Here is a 19,939-nt window from a genome sequence, read left to right on the forward strand (position 1 = left end):
GACGCGGTAGTGGGCAGGCCACTCGTCGCACTGGTACCGTTCACGCGGCTCGCGCACATGTTCTGTGCGCGCAGTGCCGCGGCTGGGAGCGCACCGGCTCCCGAATCCGCTCGCCGCCCGGCACGTGGGGAGACGTGACGTGAGTGAACGGCGGCCCGCGCCGACCGTGGGCCAGGTGGTCCTGGGCAGACGCCTGCGGGAACTGCGGGAGTCGGCCGGGTTCAACCGCGACGAGGCCGCCCGCGCGCTGCGCGTCACCGGCGCGACGATCCGCCGTATGGAGACCGCGGAGGTCGCCCTCAAGATCCCTTACGTACAGATGCTCCTGGAGCTGTACGGGGTGCCGGAGCCGGAGGCCGAGGCCTTCGTCGGGCTCGCCGAGGAGGCGAATCTGCCGGGCTGGTGGCAGCGGTTCCACGACATCCTGCCCGACTGGTTCAGCCTGTACGTGAGCCTGGAGAGCGCTGCCGGGCTCATCAGGTCGTACGAGCCGCACTTCGTGCCGGGGCTGCTGCAGACGGAGGAGTACGCGCGGGCCGTCCTGGAGGCGGGCACCGTCGGCCGCACGCAGCCCGGTGATCTCGAACGCCATGTGACGTTGCGGATGGCCCGGCAGGCGCTGCTGACCCGTGAGGACGCGCCGCATCTGTGGGTCGTGATGGACGAGACGGTGCTGCGCCGGCCGCCGGGCGGTCCGAAGGTGCTGCGCAACCAGCTCGACCGGCTCATAGAGGCCACCGAGCTGCCTCAAGTGACGCTCCAGATAGCCGAGTTCACGGCGGGTCCGCACCCGGGGACGTTCGGCCCGTTCACGCTGTTCCGGTTCCCGGTGCGCGAGCTGCCGGACATGGTCTTCAGCGAGTACGTCACGGGCGCGCTCTATCTGGACGGCCGGGAAGAGGTGGGCACCCATCTGGAGGTGCTCGACCACATCGCGGCGCAGGCGGCGTCCGCGGAGCGCACGGTGGAGCTGCTGCGGAAGAAGCGCGCCTCGCTCTGACACGCGGCGCGTGGTGACCGGCGACGCGTGGTGACAGCAGTGCCGCGGGCCCGTCGCTGCGGGACCGCGGCACGTGAAGGCTGGGCGTGCGTCGTCAGGCGAGCTTCGCCGTGAGGGTGATCGTGGTGCCGGTGAGCGCCTGGCTCACCGGGCAGTTCTTCTTGGCGTCCTCGGCCGCCGCGGCGAATCCGGCCTCGTCGAGCCCCGGCACCGTGCCCTCCACCGTGAGGTGAATGCCGGTGATGCCCTCACCCGGCTGGAACGTGACGTCCGCGGACGTGACCAGCTTGGTGGGCGGGTTGCCGCCGGTCGTGAGGCCGTTGGACAGGGCCATCGAGAAGCAGCTGGAGTGCGCGGCGGCGATCAGCTCCTCCGGACTGGTCTTGCCGTTGGCCTGCTCGGCGCGGGAGGGCCAGGACACGGCCTGCTCGCCGATGCCGGACGAGTCGAAGGTGACGACGCCGCTCCCCTTGAGCAGATCGCCTTCCCACACGGTGTGCGCGGAGCGCGTGGTAGCCACGGTGATTCCCTTCAGTCGGGTGCCCGTTGGGGCGTTGGGCACCATCCGACCACACCCGGACCGCTTATGGCCGGAATGCGCACGGGGCACGGATCAGTCGGTGGCGTCCGCGGCGGTGCGCTTCTTGCGGGCCGCCATCCACGCGTAGACGAGTACTCCGGCGAACAGGAACAGGACGCCCTGGTAGACGGCCGCGTATCCGGCGCCGCCGACCAGCCACAGCGAGAAGCCGAACGCGGCGAGCGCGAGCACCAGGTCGCGGGCCAGGCGCGGGCCGCTGACGCGGTGGCCCTGTCCGGACAGCAGGAAGTAGATCTGGGCGGCTGTCGCGAGGAGGTAGGGGACGGTCGCGGTGAACGTGGTGACGAGGACGAGCGTCTCGAAGACCCCGGCCGAGCCCGCCGTGTAGTTGTAGACGGTCAGGAGCGAGGCGAGGGTGACGGCGACGAGGACGCCGGCGGTCGGGATGCCGCGCTTCTTCTTGGCGAACACCGCGGGGAACAGGCCGTCCTTGGCGGCGGCGTACGGGGTCTGGGCGCTCAGGAGCGTCCAGCCGTTCAGGGCGCCGAGCATGGAGACCAGGGCGGCTATGGCTACGGCGGTGCCGCCCCAGGTGCCGCCGAACATGGCGTTGACGGCGTCGGAGAAGGGCGCGCTGGAGTCGACGAGCCGGTCGTGGGCGACGGTCCCGAAGACGGCGAGGGTGCACAGCAGGTAGAGGAGGGCGGCGAGGCCGGTGCCGAGGACGGTGGCGCGGCCCACGTTGCGCTCGGGGTCGCGGACCTCGCCGGCGCTGACCGAGGCGGACTCGACGCCGAGGTAGCTGAAGAGCAGGATCGCGGCGGACGCGGAGACGGCGCCGAGCGAGGAGTCGCCGCTCGCCCGGAACGGTCCGAGGTTGTCGGCGTGGAAGAAGAACAGGCCGCCGACGGCGACCAGGAGCAGCGGCGCGAACTTGAGGACGGTCGACACGAGCTGCACCGCGCCGACGTAGCGGGTGCCCGCGAGGTTGGCGAGGGCGGGCAGCCACTGGACGGTGAGCGCGGCGACGATGGTCCAGAACGTGGAGCCGTGGATGGGCAGCAGCACGTCGAGGTAGCCGACGGCGGCCACGGCGAGCGCCGCGTTCGACACCCAGGTGGTGATCCAGTACGACCAGGAGGCCAGGAACCCTGCGAAGTCGCCGAACGCCTCGCGCGCGTAGACGTAGGGTCCGCCGGTCTGCGGATGGCGGTGGGCGAGGCGGCCGAAGACGAGTGCGAGGGTGATGGCTCCGACGGTCAGGACGCCGAACGCGACGAGGCTGATGGTGCCGAAGGGGGCGACGGAGGCCGGGAGCAGGAAGATGCCGCCGCCGATGATGTTGCCCATCACGAGGGCGGTGGCGATGGGGAGCCCGAAGCGGCGGGCGTGCTTGCTGGGGAGCTCTTCGTGCTGCGGGGCCGGAGCCGGCTTCGTCACGGTTCCGGTGTGGGGCATGGGGTGGTGCGCCTCTCTCGTGCGGGCGCCGACCGGGATCGCCGGGCGACGTCCCATGGTCGGTCCCCGGCACACACCGTTCAAAATCAGGCGGATTCGTCCTGCGGAGTGACCGTCGCGGCCGTAAATGATGCGCCTGGGGCGGGTTCGTGCCGGAATTTGTCCAGCGGGACCTGGGGGCCGCAGCCCTCGCGCAGCCAGCGGCGGAGCACGTGGTGGACCTGCTGGGCACCCACCAGTTCGGCACCCTCGGCGACCGGCGGTGAGAAGGCCGCCGGGGCGAGCAGGAACGGGTGTCCCTGGGCGCCGCCGAGGCCTCCGTGGGATCCGATCTGCTCCTCGAAGGCGAGCACTTCGCCCTCGGCCGGGTCGTACCAGGAGTTCACCATGATGTCGGCGGTGTGCGGGAAGGAGTCGGTGCGGCGGACCGCGTCGGCCGCGTGCGCGCCGAAGTCGACCAGGGGTCCCGGGCGCTCGTCGAGGTCGGCCAGGGGGATCTCGGCGCCGCGCGCGCCGAGGACGACGGCGCCGTGCTCCTCGCTGCGCACCAGCAGGAAGCCGATGCCGGGGTGGTTGGCGAGGGTCGTCAGGAGCGCCGGGTGGCGGGCGTCGATCTCCTCCTTGCTCATGCGGTGCGGCACGTCGGGGAAGGAGACCAGGCCGAGGTTGCCGGAGGCGAGGACGATCGGCTCGGAGCGGCGCGACGCGGGGCGGTCCTTCTCGCCGCCCTCCTCGACGGGCCGGCGCAGCGCCGCCCTGACGGCGGAGCGGGCCTCGGCACCACTGTGTGTGCGCCGGGCCCGGCGCGGCACGGGCAGTCCGCAGCCCGCCCGGACGAGGTCCTGGAGGCCGAGCCCGTAGCGGGCGCGGAACGTCTCGCCGGGGCTCTGCCCGTGGTCGGACAGGACGACGATCCGGTACCGGCGCGGGGCGTGCTCGGCGACCTTCGCGATCAGCGCGAGGGAGCGGTCGAGGCGTGCGAGGACCTTCTCGGCGTCGCGGCTGACGGGCCCGGAGTGGTGGGCGACCTCGTCGTACGCGACGAGGTCCGCGTAGACCGCGCTGCGGCCCGCGAGCATGTCGCCGACGACCGCGGCGACGACGACGTCCCGCTCCACGACGGTCGCGAAGGCGCGGATGAACGGGTAGAGCCCGCCGCGGCCGACGCGGGGGCGCTGCCGGGTCAGGCGGGCTCGGGTGGACTGGCCGATCTCGCGGCCGACCTCGGCGACGAAGGACAGGGCGGTGCGCACGGCGTTCGCCGGGTCGCTGAAGTACGCGAAGTAGCCGGCGCGCGAGCGGTTCTCCTTGCCGCGGCGGGCCGCGACGGACAGCACGAGGGCGACCTGTTCGGCGCCTCCGCTGAAGAGGTTGCCGCGGCTGGCGCCGTCCAGGGTGAGCAGGCCGCCGTCGCCGGTGTGCTCGACGGCGCGGCGCTGGAGTTCGGCGGCGCTGGTGGGCCGGTTGGAGACCTGAACCTCGCGGGTGTCCTTCTCGTACCAGCGGAACGCGGGCACGTCGTAGTTGCTGCCGTGCAGGATGCCGAGCTGGCTGGCGCCCGTCTGGCTGGACCAGTCGGTGCGCCAGGGCGTGAGGCGGTGGGTGCCGGCGCCGAGCCAGGCGCCGACGGTGGGCATCACGTCCTGGTTCACGGCGTCGCGCAGGACGTCGTGGCCGACGCCGTCGAGCTGGAGGAAGACGGTGCCGGGGGTGGACGGTCCCGCTCCGGCGCTCCCTCTGCGGCGACGCCGGTCGGCGAGGCGGTACAGGCGGCGGCGGTAGGCGTCGTCGTCGCGTACGGCGAGGGCTCCCCCGGTGGCGGACGCCACCGCGGACATCACGGCGGCGACCACGACGGCGGTCTCGGGGTTCGCCTCGCCCCGGCCGTCGGGGACGATGGCCAGGGCGAAGAGCAGCAGTCCGCCGTTGAGGAAGAAGACGACGAGGCCGAGGACGAGCGCGGGCACCAGGAGCAGGGCGCGCACGAGGAGCGGCCACACCAGCACGGACAGGACGGCGAAGGCCCCCGCGCCGAGCGCGGCGGTGACGCCGATGCGGGTGGCACTGTCGCCGTTGTCCGACTGGAGCTTGAAGTCCGGCAGGATCCCGGCGAGCACGAGCATCGTGACGGTACTGACCGCCCACACCGCGATCGACCGCCAGCACATGCTGGCGAACCGCCGCCAACGCCCCTCGCCCACGCCTCGCTCACCCTCTCGCCGTCACGTCGTCGGCCCCGCGCCAAGCGTGTCATATGAGCGCGATACGTCCGGGTTCTCCCCTGACTGCGAACACAGGGGCCCGGCACGGGGCGGCGCGGGGCGACCGTGGTGCCGGCTCAGCAGCCGTCGTAACCGGCCGTCGGCATCGACATCCGGCGGTGGACGCGCTTCTTCATCTCCGCGTTGTACGACGGCTCGGCGAGGCCCGCGGTCTCCAGGCGGACGCCGCGGCGCTCGCACTCGGCCGTGAACTCGTCGACCGAGCGCAGCGCGGCCCGCAGGACCCGGTCGCTCGGGGCGACGAACAGGTCGACGAGGCCCGCGTCGACGTCCGCCCACAGCACGTCGTGGTCGGAGCGCAGTGAGTGGACGAGGAGTTCTCTGGTCACGACGTAGCCCCGGTCGGCGGCCCAGCGGGCGCACATCGCGTGCTGGCTGCGCGAGTCCACGAGGAAGGGGTCGGCGTCCAGCTCCTCCAGCGGCGTCAGGCTGGCGATCGCCGTGACGCGGACCGCGCCGGCCGCGGTCTCTCCCGCCGTTTCACCCATGGTGTCCCCCTCACCTCCGGTTTCCCCGACGACCCTACTCCTGCCCGTAGGCTCGGGGGAGTCGCACGGAGGAGGTCCTGGAGGTGCCGGTGGAGATCACCTGGTGGGGTCACGCCACCTGCACGGTCGAGGACTCGGGAATCCGCGTGCTGACCGACCCGCTCTTCACGCGCCGCCTCGCCCATCTGCGCCGGCGCCGCGGGGCGCCCCCACCGCCCGAGGCCGCGGTCGCCGACGTCGTGCTCGTCTCTCATCTGCACGCCGACCATCTGCACGTCCCGTCCCTGGCCCGGCTCGCGCCCGGCACCCGGGTCCTGCTCCCGCGAGGGGCCCGGCGCGCGGTGCCCGGCCTGCGCAGGCTCACGCATCTGCGGCTCACGGAGGTCGAGCCGGGCACCCGCGTGGAGGTGGGCGACCTCGTCGTACGCGCCGTGCCCGCGTCGCACGACGGGCGGCGCATCCCGGTGGGACCGCACCGCTCCCCCGCGCTCGGGTTCGTGGTGAGCGGCGAGGCCCGCACGTATTTCGCCGGTGACACCGGGCTCTTCGACTCCATGGCGGAGGCGGTGGGCGAGGTGGATGTGGCGCTCCTGCCGGTCGGGGGGTGGGGGCCCTGTCTCGGGCCGCACCATCTGGACGCGGGCCGCGCCGCCGAGGCGCTCGCCCGGATCGCCCCGCGCAGCGCCGTGCCGGTGCACTACGGGACGTACTGGCCGATCGGCATGGACGCGGTGCGGCCGCACGAATTCCACACGCCGGGCGAGGAGTTCGTGCGGCGCTCCGCCCAGTTGGCGCCCGAGGTGACGGTGCATCTGCTCGGTCACGGTGAGAGTGTGCGGCCGGAGGTCGCCAGGTGAATCCGGTCAGTGGCGCGGGCCGCGAGCTGCTCGCCGCCGCGGTGACGCACGCGCCGCCGGAGTCCACCCAACAGGCCGTCGGATACCCGTCGTTGTTCCTGCTGATCGTGATCGGGGCGCTGGTGCCGGTCATCCCCACGGGGGCGCTCGTCAGCTCGGCGGCCGTGGTCGCCTTTCATCAGACGGCGCCGTTCTCGCTGCTCCTGGTGTTCGGTGTCTCCGCGTTCGCGGCGTTCCTCGGCGATGTGGCGCTGTACTGGCTGGGGCAGCGCGGCATGGGGTCGAAGAACGGCTCGAGGTGGCTGGCCGCGATCCGGGACCGGGCGCCCGAGGAGCGGCTCGCGCAGGCGCAGGACAAACTCGCCGGCCACGGGGTGATGGTGCTCGTCCTGTCCCGGCTCGTGCCCGCCGGGCGCATCCCCGTGATGCTGGCGTGCCTGATGGCGAGGATGCCGCTGCGGCAGTTCGCGCGCGGGGACGTCCCGGCGTGCCTGGCCTGGGCCGTGACGTATCAGCTCATCGGCATCCTCGGCGGCTCCCTGTTCAGTGAGCCGTGGGAGGGCGTCGTGGCGGCGGTCGGCCTGACGCTGGTGATCAGCGCGGCGCCCGCCGTGTGGCGGCGGGCGCGCGGGGGCCGCTCAGACGGTCAGCACGCGTGAGGCGCCGACCGGCAGGTCCCACAGGTCCTTGCGCGCAAGTCCCGCCTTCTGCCAGGCGGCCCGTACGCGCGTGAGGGGTTCGAGGACCGGCTCGGCCGAGAGCAGGAACGTGGCCCAGTGCATGGGCGCCATACGGCGCGCGCCCACGTCCTGCGCGGCCTGCACCGCATCCTCCGGGTCGCAGTGGACGTCCTTCAGCCACCAGCGCGGCTCGTAGGCGCCGATGGGCAGGAGCGCCAGGTCGATGCCGGGGTAGCGGCTGCCGATCTCCGAGAACCAGTGGCCGTATCCGGTGTCCCCCGCGAAGTAGACCCGCTGTCCCTCCAGGTCGGTGAGGACCCAACCGCCCCACAGGGTGCGGCAGGTGTCGACGAGGCTGCGCTTGGACCAGTGGTGCGCCGGGACGAAGTCGAAGCGCACGCCGCCCAGTTCCGCCGCCTCCCACCAGTCGAGCTCCGTGACGCGGGTGAAGCGGCGGCGGGTGAACCAGCGGCCGAGTCCGGCGGGGACGAACACGGGTGTGTCCCTCGGGAGCCTTTTGAGGGTGGGGGCGTCCAGGTGGTCGTAGTGGTTGTGGCTGATGACGACGGCGTCGACGGGGGGCAGGGCGCTCCAGGCGACGCCGGCCGGGGTGACGCGGGCCGGGGTGCCGAGGATCTTGCGGGACCAGACCGGGTCGGTGAGCACGGTGAGGCCGCCTATGCGCAGCACCCAACTGGCGTGCCCCGCCCAGCTGACCGCGACGGTACGGGCGTCCACGGTCGGCAGTGGTCCCGGCTCGAACGGCAGGGCGGCGATCTCCTTCAGCGCGTCGGGCGGCGGACGCAGCGCGCCCTCCCTGGCGAACCGGGCGAAGGCGCGCAGTCCGGGCAGCGGCGCCGTCAGGCGGTCGGCGAACGACTTGGGCCACATACGTCCCCCGCCGAGCGGCTTCGGCTCGGCGAGGGGTACGAAGGACGCGGGGGCATCAGCTCGCTGTGCCGTCGACTCGGACTGCTGCGTCATCGAGGACTCTCCCATCCCTTGACGTCGGCCCTGAGGTCGTCGAGAGCCGACTCCAACATGCTCAACGCCCGCTGTACGTGCGGCAATTCCAGAGGTTCCGGCGCGGTGAGAGACGTCATGCGCTCCTGCGGGGTTGAGCCGAGGAAGGGGCCGGTGGACAGGCGTACCCGCAGCGCGGCGAGGCCGTCGCCGAAGCGGTGGCCGCCGGGGGTGGGCATGCCGAGCCGCTCGGAGAGTCGGTCCTCCAGGTCCTGGGCGTCGCCGACGCCGCGGGCGGCGAGCGCGGGGCGCAGCCGGTCCAGGTCCGCGTACAGCTGGCGGCCCGCTTCGGGCGGCCGGGCGAGTCCGCCGGAGAGGAGCACCGCGCGGTGCACGGCGCCGGCCACGCGCGCGTGGAGCGCGGTCGTGGCGCGCAGGCGCGCGGTGATTCCGGCGGGCTCGCCGAGCGCGTACGTCGCGGCCGCCGCGGCGGGGGCCGAAAGGACCGCGCCGAGCGCGGTGAGGATGTCCAGGACGCGGGCGCGCAGCGCGGCTCCGCGCGCGGTGGCGGGGAAGCGGGCGACGGCCGCGGGCAGGCCGGGCGGCAGGTAGGCACCGGTGAGGTCGGTGACGACAGTGACGTGTTCGGGCAGCATCTCGGCGGGGCCGATCAGGACGGTGGCGCGGGCCGGGTCGTGGTGCAGGGTGTCGCGCCAGGTCTCGTCGCTGACGATGTGCAGACCCTCCTCCGCGGCGGCCTCGACCGCCTCGTGCAGGATCTCGGGCGGCGGCACGGTCCCGGTCGGGTCGTCGGCGACGGACAGGACGAGGAGCCGCGGGTCGCCGCCCTCGGCGCGGACGCGGCGCGCGGTCTCGAGGAGGGCGTACGGATCGGGGACGCCGCCGCACTCGGCGGGCGTCGCCACGTGGAAGACGGACCGGCCGAGGAGCCGTGCCTGGGGCTCCCACCAGGCCGGGCAGGGCCGGGGCAGCAGCACGTCGCCGCCGATCGCGGCGGTCAGCGCGAGGAGCAGGGGTACGCCGCCGGGCGCGGCCGCGGTGCCGCCCGGTTCGGTGGGGAGTCCGCGCCGCTGCCAGTAGCCACAGGCGGCGTCGAGGAGGGACGGGGAGCCGCCGGGCGGTTCCGGGGCTGCCGGGTCCGCGGCGGCGGCCGCGGCGGCCAGCTCGGGCAGGACGGGAAGGCCGTCGTCCGGCAGCGGCGGCCCGTACCGGACGGGCCCGCGCCCCTCCAGGATCCCGTGGTCGTTCCCCCGCATGTGCCACCTCCACGCGCCGCCAGTCCGCACTGCCTGGACCTCATGGGCACCTCATAGGCACCTCATACCCTCCCCAGCCTCTCCCGAGCCGCACACTCGCGCGCGGCCTGCACGGGAGGGACGGCGGCCGCGTCCCGGGAGGGGGAGCACGTGGGAATGCGGCGAGGGGAGGGTCGCGCGGAGCTGGGCCGAGTGGGTGACGGGGCGCCGGCGGGGGCGGCGCCGGTCACCCGCGCGCGTCCGTCACCCCCGCGCCCGCTCCACCCTGCGCTCGTCCCAGACGGGTTCGTCGGACTCGCGCAGCCGGCCGTCGCTGCCGAAGACGAGGTAGCGGTCGAAGGAGCGCGCGAACCAGCGGTCGTGCGTGACGGCGAGGACCGTGCCGTCGAACGCCTCCAGGCCCTCCTGGAGCGCCTCGGCGGACTCCAGGTCGAGGTTGTCCGTCGGCTCGTCGAGGAGGAGCGCCGTCACTCCGGCCAGTTCGAGCAGCAGGATCTGGAAGCGGGCCTGCTGGCCGCCCGAGAGCCGCTCGAACTTCTGCTCGGCCTGGGCCGTCAGCTCGTAGCGCCGCAGCCGCCCCATCGCCGCGCCGCGGTCCTTGGCGTGGTCGAGCCAGAGGATGTCGAGCAGGGTGCGGCCCTGGAGCTCGGGGTGGGCGTGGGTCTGGGCGAAGTGGCCGGGCACGACGCGCGCGCCGAGCCTCCACTCCCCCGTGTGCGCGACCGTGTCGCCGGGGTTCCCGGCGAGCAGGCGCAGGAAGTGCGACTTGCCCGAACCGTTCGAGCCGAGGACCGCGACCCGCTCGCCGTAGAAGACCTCCAGGTCGAACGGTTGCATGAGACCGGTCAGCTCAAGGCCCTTGCAGGTGATGGCCCGCACCCCGGTGCGGCCGCCGTGCAGGCGCATGGTGATGTCCTGCTCGCGCGGCGGCTCGGGCGGGGGTCCCGCCTCCTCGAACTTGCGCAGGCGGGTCTGCGCCGCCGCGTAGCGGGACGCCATCTCGTGGCTGACCGCGGCCGCCTGCCGCAGGTTGAGGACGAGCTTCTTCAGCTGGGCGTGCTTCTCGTCCCAGCGCCTGCGCAGCTCCTCGAAGCGCGCGAACCGCTCGCGCCGCGCCTCGTGGTACGTCGCGAAGCCGGCGCCGTGCACCCAGGCGTCGGCGCCGGCGGGTCCCGGCTCGACGCTGACGATCTTCTCGGCGGAGCGGGCGAGCAGCTCCCGGTCGTGGGAGACGAACAGGACCGTCTTACGGGTCTCGCGCAGCTTCTCCTCCAGCCAGCGCTTGCCGGGCACGTCGAGATAGTTGTCCGGCTCGTCGAGGAGGAGGACCTCGTCCGTGCCGCGCAGCAGCGCTTCGAGGACGAGTCGTTTCTGCTCGCCGCCGGAGAGCGTGCGGACCTCGCGGAACTGGGCCGTGTCGTACGGGATGCCGAGGGCGGCCGTGGTGCACATGTCCCAGACCGTCTCGGCCTCGTAGCCGCGCGCCTCGGCCCAGTCGGACAGGGCCTGCGCGTATTCGAGCTGCGCCGCCTCGTCGTCGACGGTCATGATCAGGTGCTCGGCCTTGTCGACGGCCTTCGCCGCCTCCCTGATCCGCGGGGTCGCAACCGATACGAGCAGGTCGCGCACGGTCGTCTCGTCGCGCACCGAGCCGACGAACTGCGACATCACGCCGAGCCCGCCGCCGACGGTGACGGTGCCGCCATGCGGCTTCAGCTCCCCGGAGATCAGCTTGAGGAGCGTCGTCTTTCCCGCGCCGTTCGGCCCCACGAGGGCGACCACGGAGCCCTCCCCGACCCGGAAGGAGACATCACCGAGCAGCGCCCGCCCGTCCGGCAAGTAGTACTCGAGGTGCGCGGCTTCCAGATGTCCCATGGTCCGCATTGTGGGCGCCCGGCCGGGTGAGGAGCAAAACGATTTCGGCACGCCCCCGGGGTGCGGGGCCTCACGGCGGGTACACGTGCGCAATGTGCGCTGACCTCGACCATCTGACGACCTGGCGGACCGCGCCCCCTGCGGGCCCCGGCCTGCGCGGCCGACTCGCCTCCCTTGACCTGCGTGTTTTCGAGTATGCGGCGCGCCGGCACTGGCCGGGCGGCGACCGTGTCCTGCCCCGGCTGAGCCGCAGCGCGAACCATGGGGTGCTGTGGTTCGCGGTGGCGGGCGCGCTGGCGGTGGGCGGTTCACCGAAGGCCCGCCGCGCGGCCGTGCGCGGGGTCGCCTCGCTCGCCGTGGCGTCCGCGACGATCAACACGCTCGGCAAGCGTTCGGTGCGCAGGCCGCGGCCCGTGCTCGACCCGGTGCCGCTGGTGCGGCGCCTGAAGCGGCAGCCGGTCACGACGTCGTTCCCGTCCGGGCATGCGGCGTCGGCGGCCGCGTTCGCCGCGGGCGTCGCGCTGGAGTCCCGCCCGCTGGGCGCGCTGGTGGCGCCCCTCGCGTTCTCCGTCGCCGCGTCCCGTGTCTATACGGGCGCGCACTTCCCGGGCGACGTCCTCGCGGGCGCCGCGCTCGGGGCGGGCGCGGCCTTCGCGGTACGGGGACTCGTGCCGACCCGCGACCAGATGCCGTCGCCGGGCCGCCCGCTGGTGGACGACGTGCCGAAGCTGCCCGGCGGTGAGGGCCTGGTGATGGTGGTCAACACCGGTGCGGGCAGTCCGGACCAGGCGCGGGCGCTGCGTGGGCTGCTGCCGCACGCCGAGTTCGTCGAGGCCTCCGGGTCCGATCTGCCGGCCGCGCTGGAGAAGGCGGCGACGCGGGCGCGGGCGCTCGGGGTGTGCGGCGGGGACGGCACGGTGAACACCGCGGCGGGCGTCGCCCTGCGCCACGGTCTGCCGCTCGCCGTGCTTCCGGGCGGCACGCTCAACCACTTCGCGTACGACCTGGGGATCGAGGACCCGGGCGATCTGTCGCGGGCCGTCGAGGCGGGCGACGCCGTCGCGGTCGACGTCGGCCGCTTCCGGTCGTCGGCCACCTCCGGGATCTTCCTCAACACCTTCAGCCTGGGCGTGTACCCGGAGCTGGTGAAGGAGCGCGAGCGCTGGTCGCGGCGGATCGGCGGCCGGCTCGCCGACGTGGTGGCCGCCACGCACGTGCTGCGCCGCGACCACCCCCTGCAGGCCGAACTGGACGGTAAGCGGCGGCCGTTGTGGATGGTGTTCGCCGGGAACTGCACGTACCGCCGGATGGGACTCACGGCGGGCCGGCGCGCGGACCTCGCGGACGGCCTGCTCGACGTGCGCGTGGTGCACGGCGGCCGACTGCCGGGCGTACGCCTCCTGGCGGCGGCGCTCGCGGGACCCCTGTCCCGCTCCCCCTTCCACGCCGCCATCCGGCGCACGCGGCTGCGCATGGACCGCATCAGCCCCGGCACGCCACTGGCCTTTGACGGTGAAGTCGGGCCGTGCGGAAGGGAGTTGACCATCGACAAGCAGCACGAGGCGCTGCGGGTCTACCGGCCGCTGACCATACTGTGACGCGTCCAAGCCGAGTCCGCATCATGAGATGGGCATCTCAATATTCGGAGGATCGGCGTACGGTGATCCCACTGGGTTCACCGCTCACCGATCTTGCGAAGGGGTCCGCCATGCCGAAGGAGACCGCTGTCTACACGCACGGCCACCACGAGTCCGTGCTGCGCTCCCACACCTGGCGCACCGCCGCCAACTCGGCGGCGTATCTGCTCGGTTCACTGAAGCCGCACATGAAGATCCTGGACATCGGGTGCGGCCCGGGGACCATCACCGCCGACCTGGCGGCGCTGGTCCCCGAGGGGCATGTCACCGGCGTGGACCAGGCCGCGGGGATCCTCGACGAGGCCCGGGCGACGGCGGCCGGACGCGGCCTGACCAACGTCGACTTCGCGACGGCGGACGTCCACGCACTGGACTACCCGGACGACACGTTCTGCGTCGTGCACGCCCACCAGGTGCTCCAGCACGTCGGCGACCCGGTGCGGGCCCTGCGCGAGATGCGCCGCGTCACCAAGCCCACCGGGTTCATCGCCGTCCGCGATTCGGACTACGCGGCCATGACCTGGTATCCGAACGCGCCGGCCATGGACGACTGGCTGGACCTGTACCGGCGGGTCGCCCGCGCCAACGGCGGCGAGCCGGACGCGGGCCGGCGTCTCAAGTCCTGGGCACTGGAGGCCGGTTTCGACGCGGCCGACATCAACTCGTCATCGTCCACCTGGTGTTATGCCACACCGGACGAGATCGAGTGGTGGAGCGGCCTGTGGGCGGACCGCACCCTCGCCTCCACGTACGCCGACCGCGCTACCGAGAGCGGCCACGCGACGGCTGCCCGGCTGGAGGAGATCTCCGAGGCGTGGCGGACATGGGGGAAGCAGCCTGACGCCTGGTTCTCGGTACTGCACGGCGAAATCCTGTGCCGCAAGACGGATCACGGGGGCGAGGAGAGCTGAGCGGCGCGGGGCCCGCGTCACCGTCCCCCCGGTGACGCCGGCACGCCTCCTCATGACCGATCCCCGTCGTTCCCCGGAAGTGATCACGCGTCCGCGCGTGGCCAACTACGCTCACCGCTATGGAGATCCTGGGAACCACGCTGCGTATCTGCGTCGAGGACCTGGAGTCCTCGGTCGCGCTCTACGAACGGCTCGCGGGCAGCCGGGCCCTGCGCTTCGAGCGCGGCGGGGTCTCCGTCGCTGCGGTCGGCTGCTTCCTCCTGATGAGCGGGCCGAAGGAGGAGATCGACGTCCTGCGCAAGGTCTCGGCGACGATCGCCGTCCCGAACGTCGACGAGGCGCACGCCGTCCTCAGCGCGTCCGGCGCCCGCGTCCTCGCGGGGCCGGTCCCGACGCCCGCGGGCCGCAACCTGATCGCGATGCACCCTGACGGCTCGGTCTTCGAGTACGCCGACCGGCAGGGCCAGGCCCAGGCATAGCGCGAGGCCGCGGGCCCGTCCCCGTATCCTCGCCCGGGCAGGCGGGAGCGAGGACGGTGGACATGGCGGGCAGCGACGGTGACGGCGGCGGGGAGACCCGGGAGGCCGGGGAATCCGTGAAGAGGGGCGGCGCCCGGCCGCCGCTCGGCTCGCGCGCGCGGGACGAGATCCGGCAGCGCATCATCGACCGGCGCTACCCGCAGGGCTCCCGGCTCGTCGAGCGCGAGGTCGCCGAAGAGCTGCAGATGTCGCGCGTCCCGGTGCGGGAGGCGCTCCGCTCGCTCGTCACCGAGGGCCTGCTCGAACTTCTGCCGCACAGCGGGGTACGCGTACGGCGGCTGGCGCGGGCCGACGTGGAGCATCTCTACGAGGTGTGGGAGCCGCTGGCCGTACAGGCGTCCCGGCTCGCGGCCCGGCGGGTGGCGCGGGCCGCGCCGCAGGAGCCGGAAGGGCTCGGCGCGCTGCGCGGGACGCTGGACGTGGCGGAGCGCGCGGCCGCGGCGGACGAGGGGGCGCGCGAGGTGGCTGCGCACACCGCTTTCCACGAGGGCATCGTGACCCTGTCCGGGAATCCGCTCCTTGCGCGCACCATGGAACAGCTCGCCTGGCAGCTCCAACTGCTGTTCGGCCTGCGCGAGGAACCCGCCCATATGCGGGCGCAGCATGCGGTGATCTTCCGGCACATCGTCGCGGGCGACGAGGAGACCGCCGCGGCGAGCACGCTGCTGCACGTGCGCGACAGCCGGTCGGTGGCCCTGCGCTCGCTCTTCGGCGACGACGGCGACGACGGCCCCGAGGATGGCCGCGACGACGGCACCACTTTGTATACCAGCCTCCATTAGATTTCGCTCCGGCTGACCGGAATCTGGGCAGAACATGCAGGTCACACCCGAGCGGAATCATCCACTCCTTGCCCGCACCTCCATCTTGGTATACAAAATGTCGGGCCAACCGATCCCTCCCGCCATCCGCCGAGGAGCCCCGCATGTGCGTCGAGAACTGCCCCCCGCCGTCGAACCGGCTGACCCGCCGAGGCGTACTCGCGGGTGCCGCCGCACTGGCGGGCACGACGGCCGCCCTCGCCGCCGCCGCGCCCGGCGCGTCCGCCGCCGCCCTGGCCACCACCACCGCCCACGCCTCCTCCGGCAGCGCCCCCCGCGGCGGTGACCTCGTCATCGACGGCGGCACGCTCCTCGACCCCGCGACAGGCGAGGTCACCGAGGACGCGGTCGTCGTCATCCGCGACGGCGTCGTCCGCGCGGCCGGCAAGCGCAAGAACGTCGACGTGCCGGCCGACGTCACCGTCCTCGACGCGCACGGCCAGTGGGTCCTGCCGGGTCTCGTCGACTCGCACATCCACCTGAACACCGCCGCCGAGGCCGCCAAGACCCTCGCGCTCGGCGCCACCACCGCGCGCAGCGGTTCGACGAACTTCTACCAGGACATCGCCGTCCGCGAGCTCTCCCGGCGGGCCCCGGGCCTGGCCCCCAGGCTGCGCGCGTCCGGCATCTTCGTCACGCCCGACCTCGGTGACACGATCCTCGCGGACCCCGACCTCACCCCGCTCGCCCGCCTCAAGGGCGGCGTCACCTCGGCCGAGGCGCTGCGCCGCGTCGTCGAGGTCAACCTGGCCCGTGGTGTCGACACCGTCAAGACGCGCGTGAACCCGCGCGCCGGCCTGGCCGAGCAGGACCCGCTGGAGCAGGTCTACAGCCGCGAGCAGCTCTCCACGATCGTCGCCACCGCCCGCCGCGGCGGCAAGGACGTGCTGTGCCACAGCTACAGCGAGAAGGGCTGCCACGACGCCGTCATGGCCGGCGTCAAGTCCGTCGAGCACGGCGCGTTCATCAGTGAGCGGACCCTGCACGAGATGCGCCGCCGTGGCACGTACTTCACGCCCACGATGGTCGCGATCGGCGGCATGATCGGCGACCCCGACCCGGTTCTCGACGAGCGCGGCCGCACCTACCTGCCGAAGCTCAAGGCCGCCGCGAAGCTCGCCCACGAGCTGGGCGTGGGCCTGGTGTCCGGCACGGACTCGTCGGGCGGCTCGGTCGAGCCGATCGGCGCCGAGATCGAGAGGATGCATTCGGCCGGTCTGTCCGCGCTCGACGCGATCCGCACCGCGACCACCAACGCGGCCCGTCTTCTCGGCTTCGAGGACAAGGTGGGCCGTCTCGCGCGCGGTTACGCGGGCGACGCGATCCTGCTGTCCGGCAACCCGCTCGCCGACGTGTCGGTGCTGAAGAAGCCGGTGCGCGTGGTGCGTGCGGGTGTTGCCGTATGAGCGCCGTCGTCTTCAGGAACGTACGCCCGCTCGGTGCGGCGGAGGCCGTGGACCTCGCGGTCGTCGACGGGGTGATCGTCGACGCTCCCGCGCCCGAGGGTGCCGAGATCGTCGACTGCGACGGCCGGATCGCGCTGCCGACCCTGGTGGACGCGCACATCCACCCGGACAAGACCGCGTGGGGCGAGCCCTGGGTGTCGCGCAAGCCCGCGTCGGGGATCGCCGAATTCGCCGCTGCGGACGCCGAGTTGTACCGCTCGCAGACCACACCCCTCAAGGACCGCGCCCAGCGCCTGATGGCCCACGCGGTCACCCGGGGCACCCGGGCGATGCGGGCCCATGTCGATGTCGCGCCCGCTTTCGGCCTTGCCGGTGTCGAGGGTGTCGGCGCCGCGCGTGAGGCGCTGCGGGACGCGGTCGACGTGCAGATCGTCGCGTTCCCGCAGCACGGCGTCCTGCGGGCGCCCGGCACCGCGGAGCTCCTGGAGGAGGCGGCCCGCACCGGTGGCATCGACATCGTGGGCGGCATCGACCCGATCGGCTTCGACGAGGCGCTCGACGCCCAGCTCGACCTGGTCTTCGGGATCGCCGACCGGCACGGCATGGGCGTCGACATCCACCTCCACGACCAGTCCGTCCCCGGCCTGACCGCGGTGCACGCGATCATCGACCGGACCAGGGCGCTGTCCCTCCAGGGCAAGGTCAGCATCAGTCACGCGTTCTGCGTACCCGGCCTCGAAGGGGTTGAACTCGACCGCATGGGCGCGGAGTTGGCGGACGCGGGGATCTCCCTGACGACCGTGGCGCCGTCGCGGCCGCTGGTCCTGCCCACGCGCCGGCTCCGCGAGCTCGGGGTGCGGGTCGGGCTTGGTTCGGACGGGGTGCGCGACTCGTGGAGCCCGTTCGGCAACGCCGACATGCTGCACCGGGCGCATCTGCTCGCCCGGGCCCAAGGGGCGCGTCTGGACGAGGAGTTGGCCGATGCCTTCCGCGTCGCCGCCGATGACGGCGCCCGTGTCGTCGGCCTCCCCCACCTGGATCTGTCCCCCGGCTCGCCGGCCGACTTCTTCCTGGTGCGCGGCGAGTGCCTGCCCCAGGTCGTGGTGGACCTGCCCGCGCGTGACCTGGTGGTCAGGGCGGGCCGGGTCGTGGCCAGGGACGGCGAGCTGCCGCTCCCCTGACCACACGCGCCGCCGCGCGCCGGGTCAGGACTCCCTGGGCCGCATGCTGAAGTCGTACTGGGCGGGCAGCCGTTCGCCCGGTGCGGCGAGGCGTGCCCACAGTTCGGCGATGACCTCCGAGCCCTCGCGCAGGTCGGCGACCTCGAAGCCCTCGTCGAACACAGCCCGTGCCGCCTCCTTGTCGCCCTCGGCAAGGAAGAGCCGGGCCTCGACGAGCCGGAAGCGGCCGCGGGCTCGGGTCGTGGCGTGCAGCCGGTCCCAGACGGTGCGGGCCGCTCCGGGGCGACGGGCCGCGAGCAGCACGTCGATGGCCTCGCGGCCCAGTGCCGCGGTGGCCGCCGTCCAGGCCTCGCCGTCGTCGCGCCGCTCCTGGCACAGGTCGTCGAAGGCTTCGGCGTAGCGGTCGGCGGCGCGTTCGCGATGACCGGCCTCCTGGTCGGCGACGGCCAGGCAGCGCAGCAACGGCCAAAGAGACGGGGCGAGTTCGAGGCCGCGCTCCCAGCTGCGCACGGCCTGGGCCAGGTCACCGGCGTGCCATTGGGCTACGCCGAGGTGGTACTCGGTGAGCGGCTGTGCGGGCGCCGTTTCCAGCATGTCCCGCCAGTGCGGCGCGACGAGGGTGGGCCCGGGCGGTCCGACGCGGCGCGGTTCGGGGATGGAGCCGGTGCGCAGGAGGTCGAGCCAGGGTGCCTGCGCCGGGCCGAGGGTCGACTCGGCGAAGGGTGTGCCGGGCAGCTTGAAGTCGCCGCGCAGCACTTCTAGGGCGCCCCACCCGGAGCCCTCCGCGAGCGACTCCTCCGGTTCCGCGTCGGCGTGCGGACGCCAGGCCGCGTAGGCGGCGTCGACATCCGCCCTCGGCAGCGCGGCTTCGAGGCACTCCTCGACCTCGCCGCGCGCGGCCCCCCAGTCCTCGGCGGAGTGCACGGCGTCGGGCGCCGCGGACAGCGGTCCGTACGACTCCAGCCACGCGAACTCGTCCTCGGCGTCCAGGCGTACGTGCTCCAGCTGGGTGCGGGCGAGGCCCGCCTGTATCTCGGCGTAGCCGCGAGTGCCCGGCTCGGTCAGCCACTCCTGCCAGCGCCGCCCGCCCTCGCCGTGGCCCCACAGGAACAGCTTGCGACCGCGCAACAGGTCGGTCGAGGTCTGTACGAGTCCGTGCCCGTCGTCGTCGAGGGCGGCGATCCAGCGGCGCTGCCCGTCGGGGACCTCGTAGAAGTAGTCGGCCGGGAATTCGCCGCTGAGGGGGTAGGTGCGGTCCACGCCGTCGGACTCCGGGACGGGGACGCGGCGCAGGCTGCGCTCGTAGCCGAAGTGCCAGGCCTCGTCGGCGGGGGCGAGGACGCGGTGTTCCTCGGGGACGGCGATGTTCGACCACCAGTAGACGGGCGCGGGCCGTTCGTGGGGATTGCGTATCCGCACCCCCACGTGGAGGAAGTCGGATCCGGCAGGCAGCCACAGGTCCACCTGGAACGGCAGGTCGCGCAGGCGCTCCCACTCCCACAGGCGGAGCATGTCGCCGCCGTCGGGCGCGGTGACGCGGGCGGCGTGCAGGGGTGCGCAGGACAGGGTGGTGTGCCCGGTCGCGCCGATGTTCCACTCGATGCCGCCGGAGAACCAGGCGCCGTTGAGCGCGAAGTCGGCGGGCTGGAACACCGGGTTGCGGTAGAGGAGTTCACGGCCGGTGGGCTTGTGGAACATCGAGTGGATGCGGCCGCCGAGGCCGGGCAGGACCGTGACGCGCAGCCGGTCGTTCTCGATCACGAGCGTGTCGAGGGTGAGGGGGGCGCGCTCGCGCCCGTAGCCGTTCTTGAGCCGCTCCGGCAGGACGCTGCGCAGCTTCTCGTAGCCGATCTGGCGGGCCATGTCGCGCGGCATGCCCTGCTTGGAGCGGTCGTCGACTTCGTGGAGTTCGTCGAGAGGCCGCAGCGGCGGCAGCGGGTCGGGGGCGCCCACCGCCACGCCGGGCAGGGTCAGTACGTCGCGTCGAAGGGTCGTCCGCTCGGCCTGCGAGTCCGTCAAGTCC

At 73.3% G+C, this 19,939-nt stretch carries 17 protein-coding genes; 9 read left to right on the top strand and 8 right to left on the bottom strand.

Going from position 1 to position 19,939, the window contains the following annotated elements:
• Positions 1 to 139 precede the first annotated feature (139 nt).
• A complete protein-coding gene (locus OG698_RS12300) occupies positions 140 to 1,000 on the top strand; it encodes a helix-turn-helix domain-containing protein (RefSeq protein ID WP_406103123.1) in 861 nt (286 codons plus the stop codon).
• 94 nt (positions 1,001 to 1,094) lie between these two features.
• Here OG698_RS12300 and OG698_RS12305 read toward each other — a convergent pair whose 3' ends face one another.
• The 4 genes from OG698_RS12305 to OG698_RS12320 all read right to left on the bottom strand — a co-directional run bounded on the left by OG698_RS12305 (position 1,095) and on the right by OG698_RS12320 (position 5,769).
• Entirely contained in the window at positions 1,095 to 1,520 is a 426-nt protein-coding gene (locus OG698_RS12305) for an OsmC family peroxiredoxin (protein WP_399968008.1), read from the bottom strand.
• A 93-nt stretch (positions 1,521 to 1,613) separates the two neighbouring features.
• On the bottom strand, positions 1,614 to 2,999 hold the full coding sequence (locus tag OG698_RS12310) for an amino acid permease (RefSeq protein ID WP_406110999.1): 1,386 nt from the start codon (positions 2,997 to 2,999) through the stop codon (positions 1,614 to 1,616).
• Between the two features lie 86 nt (positions 3,000 to 3,085).
• Positions 3,086 to 5,167, bottom strand: a complete 2,082-nt coding sequence (locus tag OG698_RS12315; protein WP_406111001.1) for an alkaline phosphatase family protein — start codon at positions 5,165 to 5,167, stop codon at positions 3,086 to 3,088.
• Between the two features lie 170 nt (positions 5,168 to 5,337).
• Positions 5,338 to 5,769: a hypothetical protein gene (locus OG698_RS12320; RefSeq protein ID WP_326773376.1), complete on the bottom strand. Its 432-nt coding sequence runs from the start codon at positions 5,767 to 5,769 to the stop codon at positions 5,338 to 5,340.
• Between the two features lie 83 nt (positions 5,770 to 5,852).
• Between OG698_RS12320 and OG698_RS12325 the strand changes: the two genes are divergently transcribed.
• Together OG698_RS12325 and OG698_RS12330 are read left to right on the top strand one after the other, a co-directional pair.
• The gene (locus OG698_RS12325) at positions 5,853 to 6,626 is read left to right on the top strand and encodes an MBL fold metallo-hydrolase (protein ID WP_406103124.1); all 774 of its coding nucleotides are present in this window, start codon (positions 5,853 to 5,855) and stop codon (positions 6,624 to 6,626) included.
• On the top strand, positions 6,623 to 7,285 hold the full coding sequence (locus tag OG698_RS12330) for a DedA family protein (protein ID WP_406103125.1): 663 nt from the start codon (positions 6,623 to 6,625) through the stop codon (positions 7,283 to 7,285). The genes OG698_RS12325 and OG698_RS12330 overlap by 4 nt, the downstream gene beginning before the upstream one ends.
• Here the strand turns inward: OG698_RS12330 and OG698_RS12335 are convergent.
• The 3 genes from OG698_RS12335 to OG698_RS12345 all read right to left on the bottom strand — a co-directional run bounded on the left by OG698_RS12335 (position 7,265) and on the right by OG698_RS12345 (position 11,421).
• Complete coding sequence (locus OG698_RS12335) at positions 7,265 to 8,290, bottom strand: MBL fold metallo-hydrolase (protein WP_406103126.1); 1,026 nt, start codon at positions 8,288 to 8,290, stop codon at positions 7,265 to 7,267. The two genes, OG698_RS12330 and OG698_RS12335, sit on opposite strands and share 21 nt — an antisense overlap.
• Entirely contained in the window at positions 8,287 to 9,546 is a 1,260-nt protein-coding gene (locus tag OG698_RS12340) for an aminotransferase class I/II-fold pyridoxal phosphate-dependent enzyme (protein WP_406103127.1), read from the bottom strand. The genes OG698_RS12335 and OG698_RS12340 overlap by 4 nt, the downstream gene beginning before the upstream one ends.
• 243 nt (positions 9,547 to 9,789) lie before the next feature.
• A complete protein-coding gene (locus OG698_RS12345; RefSeq protein ID WP_406103128.1) occupies positions 9,790 to 11,421 on the bottom strand; it encodes an ATP-binding cassette domain-containing protein in 1,632 nt (543 codons plus the stop codon).
• Positions 11,422 to 11,513: 92 nt separating this feature from the next.
• On the opposite strand from OG698_RS12345, the gene OG698_RS12350 reads away from it, so the two are divergent.
• The 6 genes from OG698_RS12350 (at position 11,514) to OG698_RS12375 (ending at position 17,916) form a co-directional block, all read left to right on the top strand.
• Positions 11,514 to 13,019 (top strand): bifunctional phosphatase PAP2/diacylglycerol kinase family protein, encoded by a 1,506-nt coding sequence (locus tag OG698_RS12350; RefSeq protein WP_406103129.1) that lies wholly within the window; start codon positions 11,514 to 11,516, stop codon positions 13,017 to 13,019.
• 110 nt (positions 13,020 to 13,129) lie between these two features.
• Entirely contained in the window at positions 13,130 to 13,969 is an 840-nt protein-coding gene (locus OG698_RS12355; RefSeq protein ID WP_406103130.1) for a class I SAM-dependent methyltransferase, read from the top strand.
• Between the two features lie 119 nt (positions 13,970 to 14,088).
• Positions 14,089 to 14,448: a VOC family protein gene (locus OG698_RS12360; RefSeq protein ID WP_406103131.1), complete on the top strand. Its 360-nt coding sequence runs from the start codon at positions 14,089 to 14,091 to the stop codon at positions 14,446 to 14,448.
• Between the two features lie 62 nt (positions 14,449 to 14,510).
• Positions 14,511 to 15,290, top strand: a complete 780-nt coding sequence (locus tag OG698_RS12365; protein ID WP_406103132.1) for a GntR family transcriptional regulator — start codon at positions 14,511 to 14,513, stop codon at positions 15,288 to 15,290.
• A 143-nt stretch (positions 15,291 to 15,433) separates the two neighbouring features.
• Positions 15,434 to 16,735, top strand: a complete 1,302-nt coding sequence (locus OG698_RS12370; protein ID WP_406103133.1) for an amidohydrolase family protein — start codon at positions 15,434 to 15,436, stop codon at positions 16,733 to 16,735.
• Positions 16,732 to 17,916, top strand: coding sequence for an amidohydrolase (locus OG698_RS12375; RefSeq protein ID WP_406103134.1), 1,185 nt, complete (start codon positions 16,732 to 16,734; stop codon positions 17,914 to 17,916). The genes OG698_RS12370 and OG698_RS12375 overlap by 4 nt, the downstream gene beginning before the upstream one ends.
• 24 nt (positions 17,917 to 17,940) lie before the next feature.
• Here OG698_RS12375 and OG698_RS12380 read toward each other — a convergent pair whose 3' ends face one another.
• Positions 17,941 to 19,935, bottom strand: a complete 1,995-nt coding sequence (locus tag OG698_RS12380; protein ID WP_406103135.1) for a DUF5107 domain-containing protein — start codon at positions 19,933 to 19,935, stop codon at positions 17,941 to 17,943.
• Positions 19,936 to 19,939: the final 4 nt, after the last annotated feature.

Source organism: Streptomyces sp. NBC_01003 (assembly GCF_045162695.1).
Lineage (GTDB): Bacteria > Actinomycetota > Actinomycetes > Streptomycetales > Streptomycetaceae > Streptomyces.

Coding starts and splice junctions, on each gene's coding strand:
- OG698_RS12370 (WP_406103133.1), top strand. CDS start 15,434: ATGTGCGTCGAGAACTGCCCCCCGCCGTCGAACCGGCTGACCCGCCGA.
- OG698_RS12310 (WP_406110999.1), bottom strand. CDS start 2,999: ATGCCCCACACCGGAACCGTGACGAAGCCGGCTCCGGCCCCGCAGCAC.
- OG698_RS12355 (WP_406103130.1), top strand. CDS start 13,130: ATGCCGAAGGAGACCGCTGTCTACACGCACGGCCACCACGAGTCCGTG.
- OG698_RS12350 (WP_406103129.1), top strand. CDS start 11,514: ATGTGCGCTGACCTCGACCATCTGACGACCTGGCGGACCGCGCCCCCT.
- OG698_RS12315 (WP_406111001.1), bottom strand. CDS start 5,167: ATGTGCTGGCGGTCGATCGCGGTGTGGGCGGTCAGTACCGTCACGATG.
- OG698_RS12365 (WP_406103132.1), top strand. CDS start 14,511: ATGGCGGGCAGCGACGGTGACGGCGGCGGGGAGACCCGGGAGGCCGGG.
- OG698_RS12360 (WP_406103131.1), top strand. CDS start 14,089: ATGGAGATCCTGGGAACCACGCTGCGTATCTGCGTCGAGGACCTGGAG.
- OG698_RS12320 (WP_326773376.1), bottom strand. CDS start 5,769: ATGGGTGAAACGGCGGGAGAGACCGCGGCCGGCGCGGTCCGCGTCACG.
- OG698_RS12375 (WP_406103134.1), top strand. CDS start 16,732: ATGAGCGCCGTCGTCTTCAGGAACGTACGCCCGCTCGGTGCGGCGGAG.
- OG698_RS12345 (WP_406103128.1), bottom strand. CDS start 11,421: ATGGGACATCTGGAAGCCGCGCACCTCGAGTACTACTTGCCGGACGGG.
- OG698_RS12340 (WP_406103127.1), bottom strand. CDS start 9,546: ATGCGGGGGAACGACCACGGGATCCTGGAGGGGCGCGGGCCCGTCCGG.
- OG698_RS12335 (WP_406103126.1), bottom strand. CDS start 8,290: ATGACGCAGCAGTCCGAGTCGACGGCACAGCGAGCTGATGCCCCCGCG.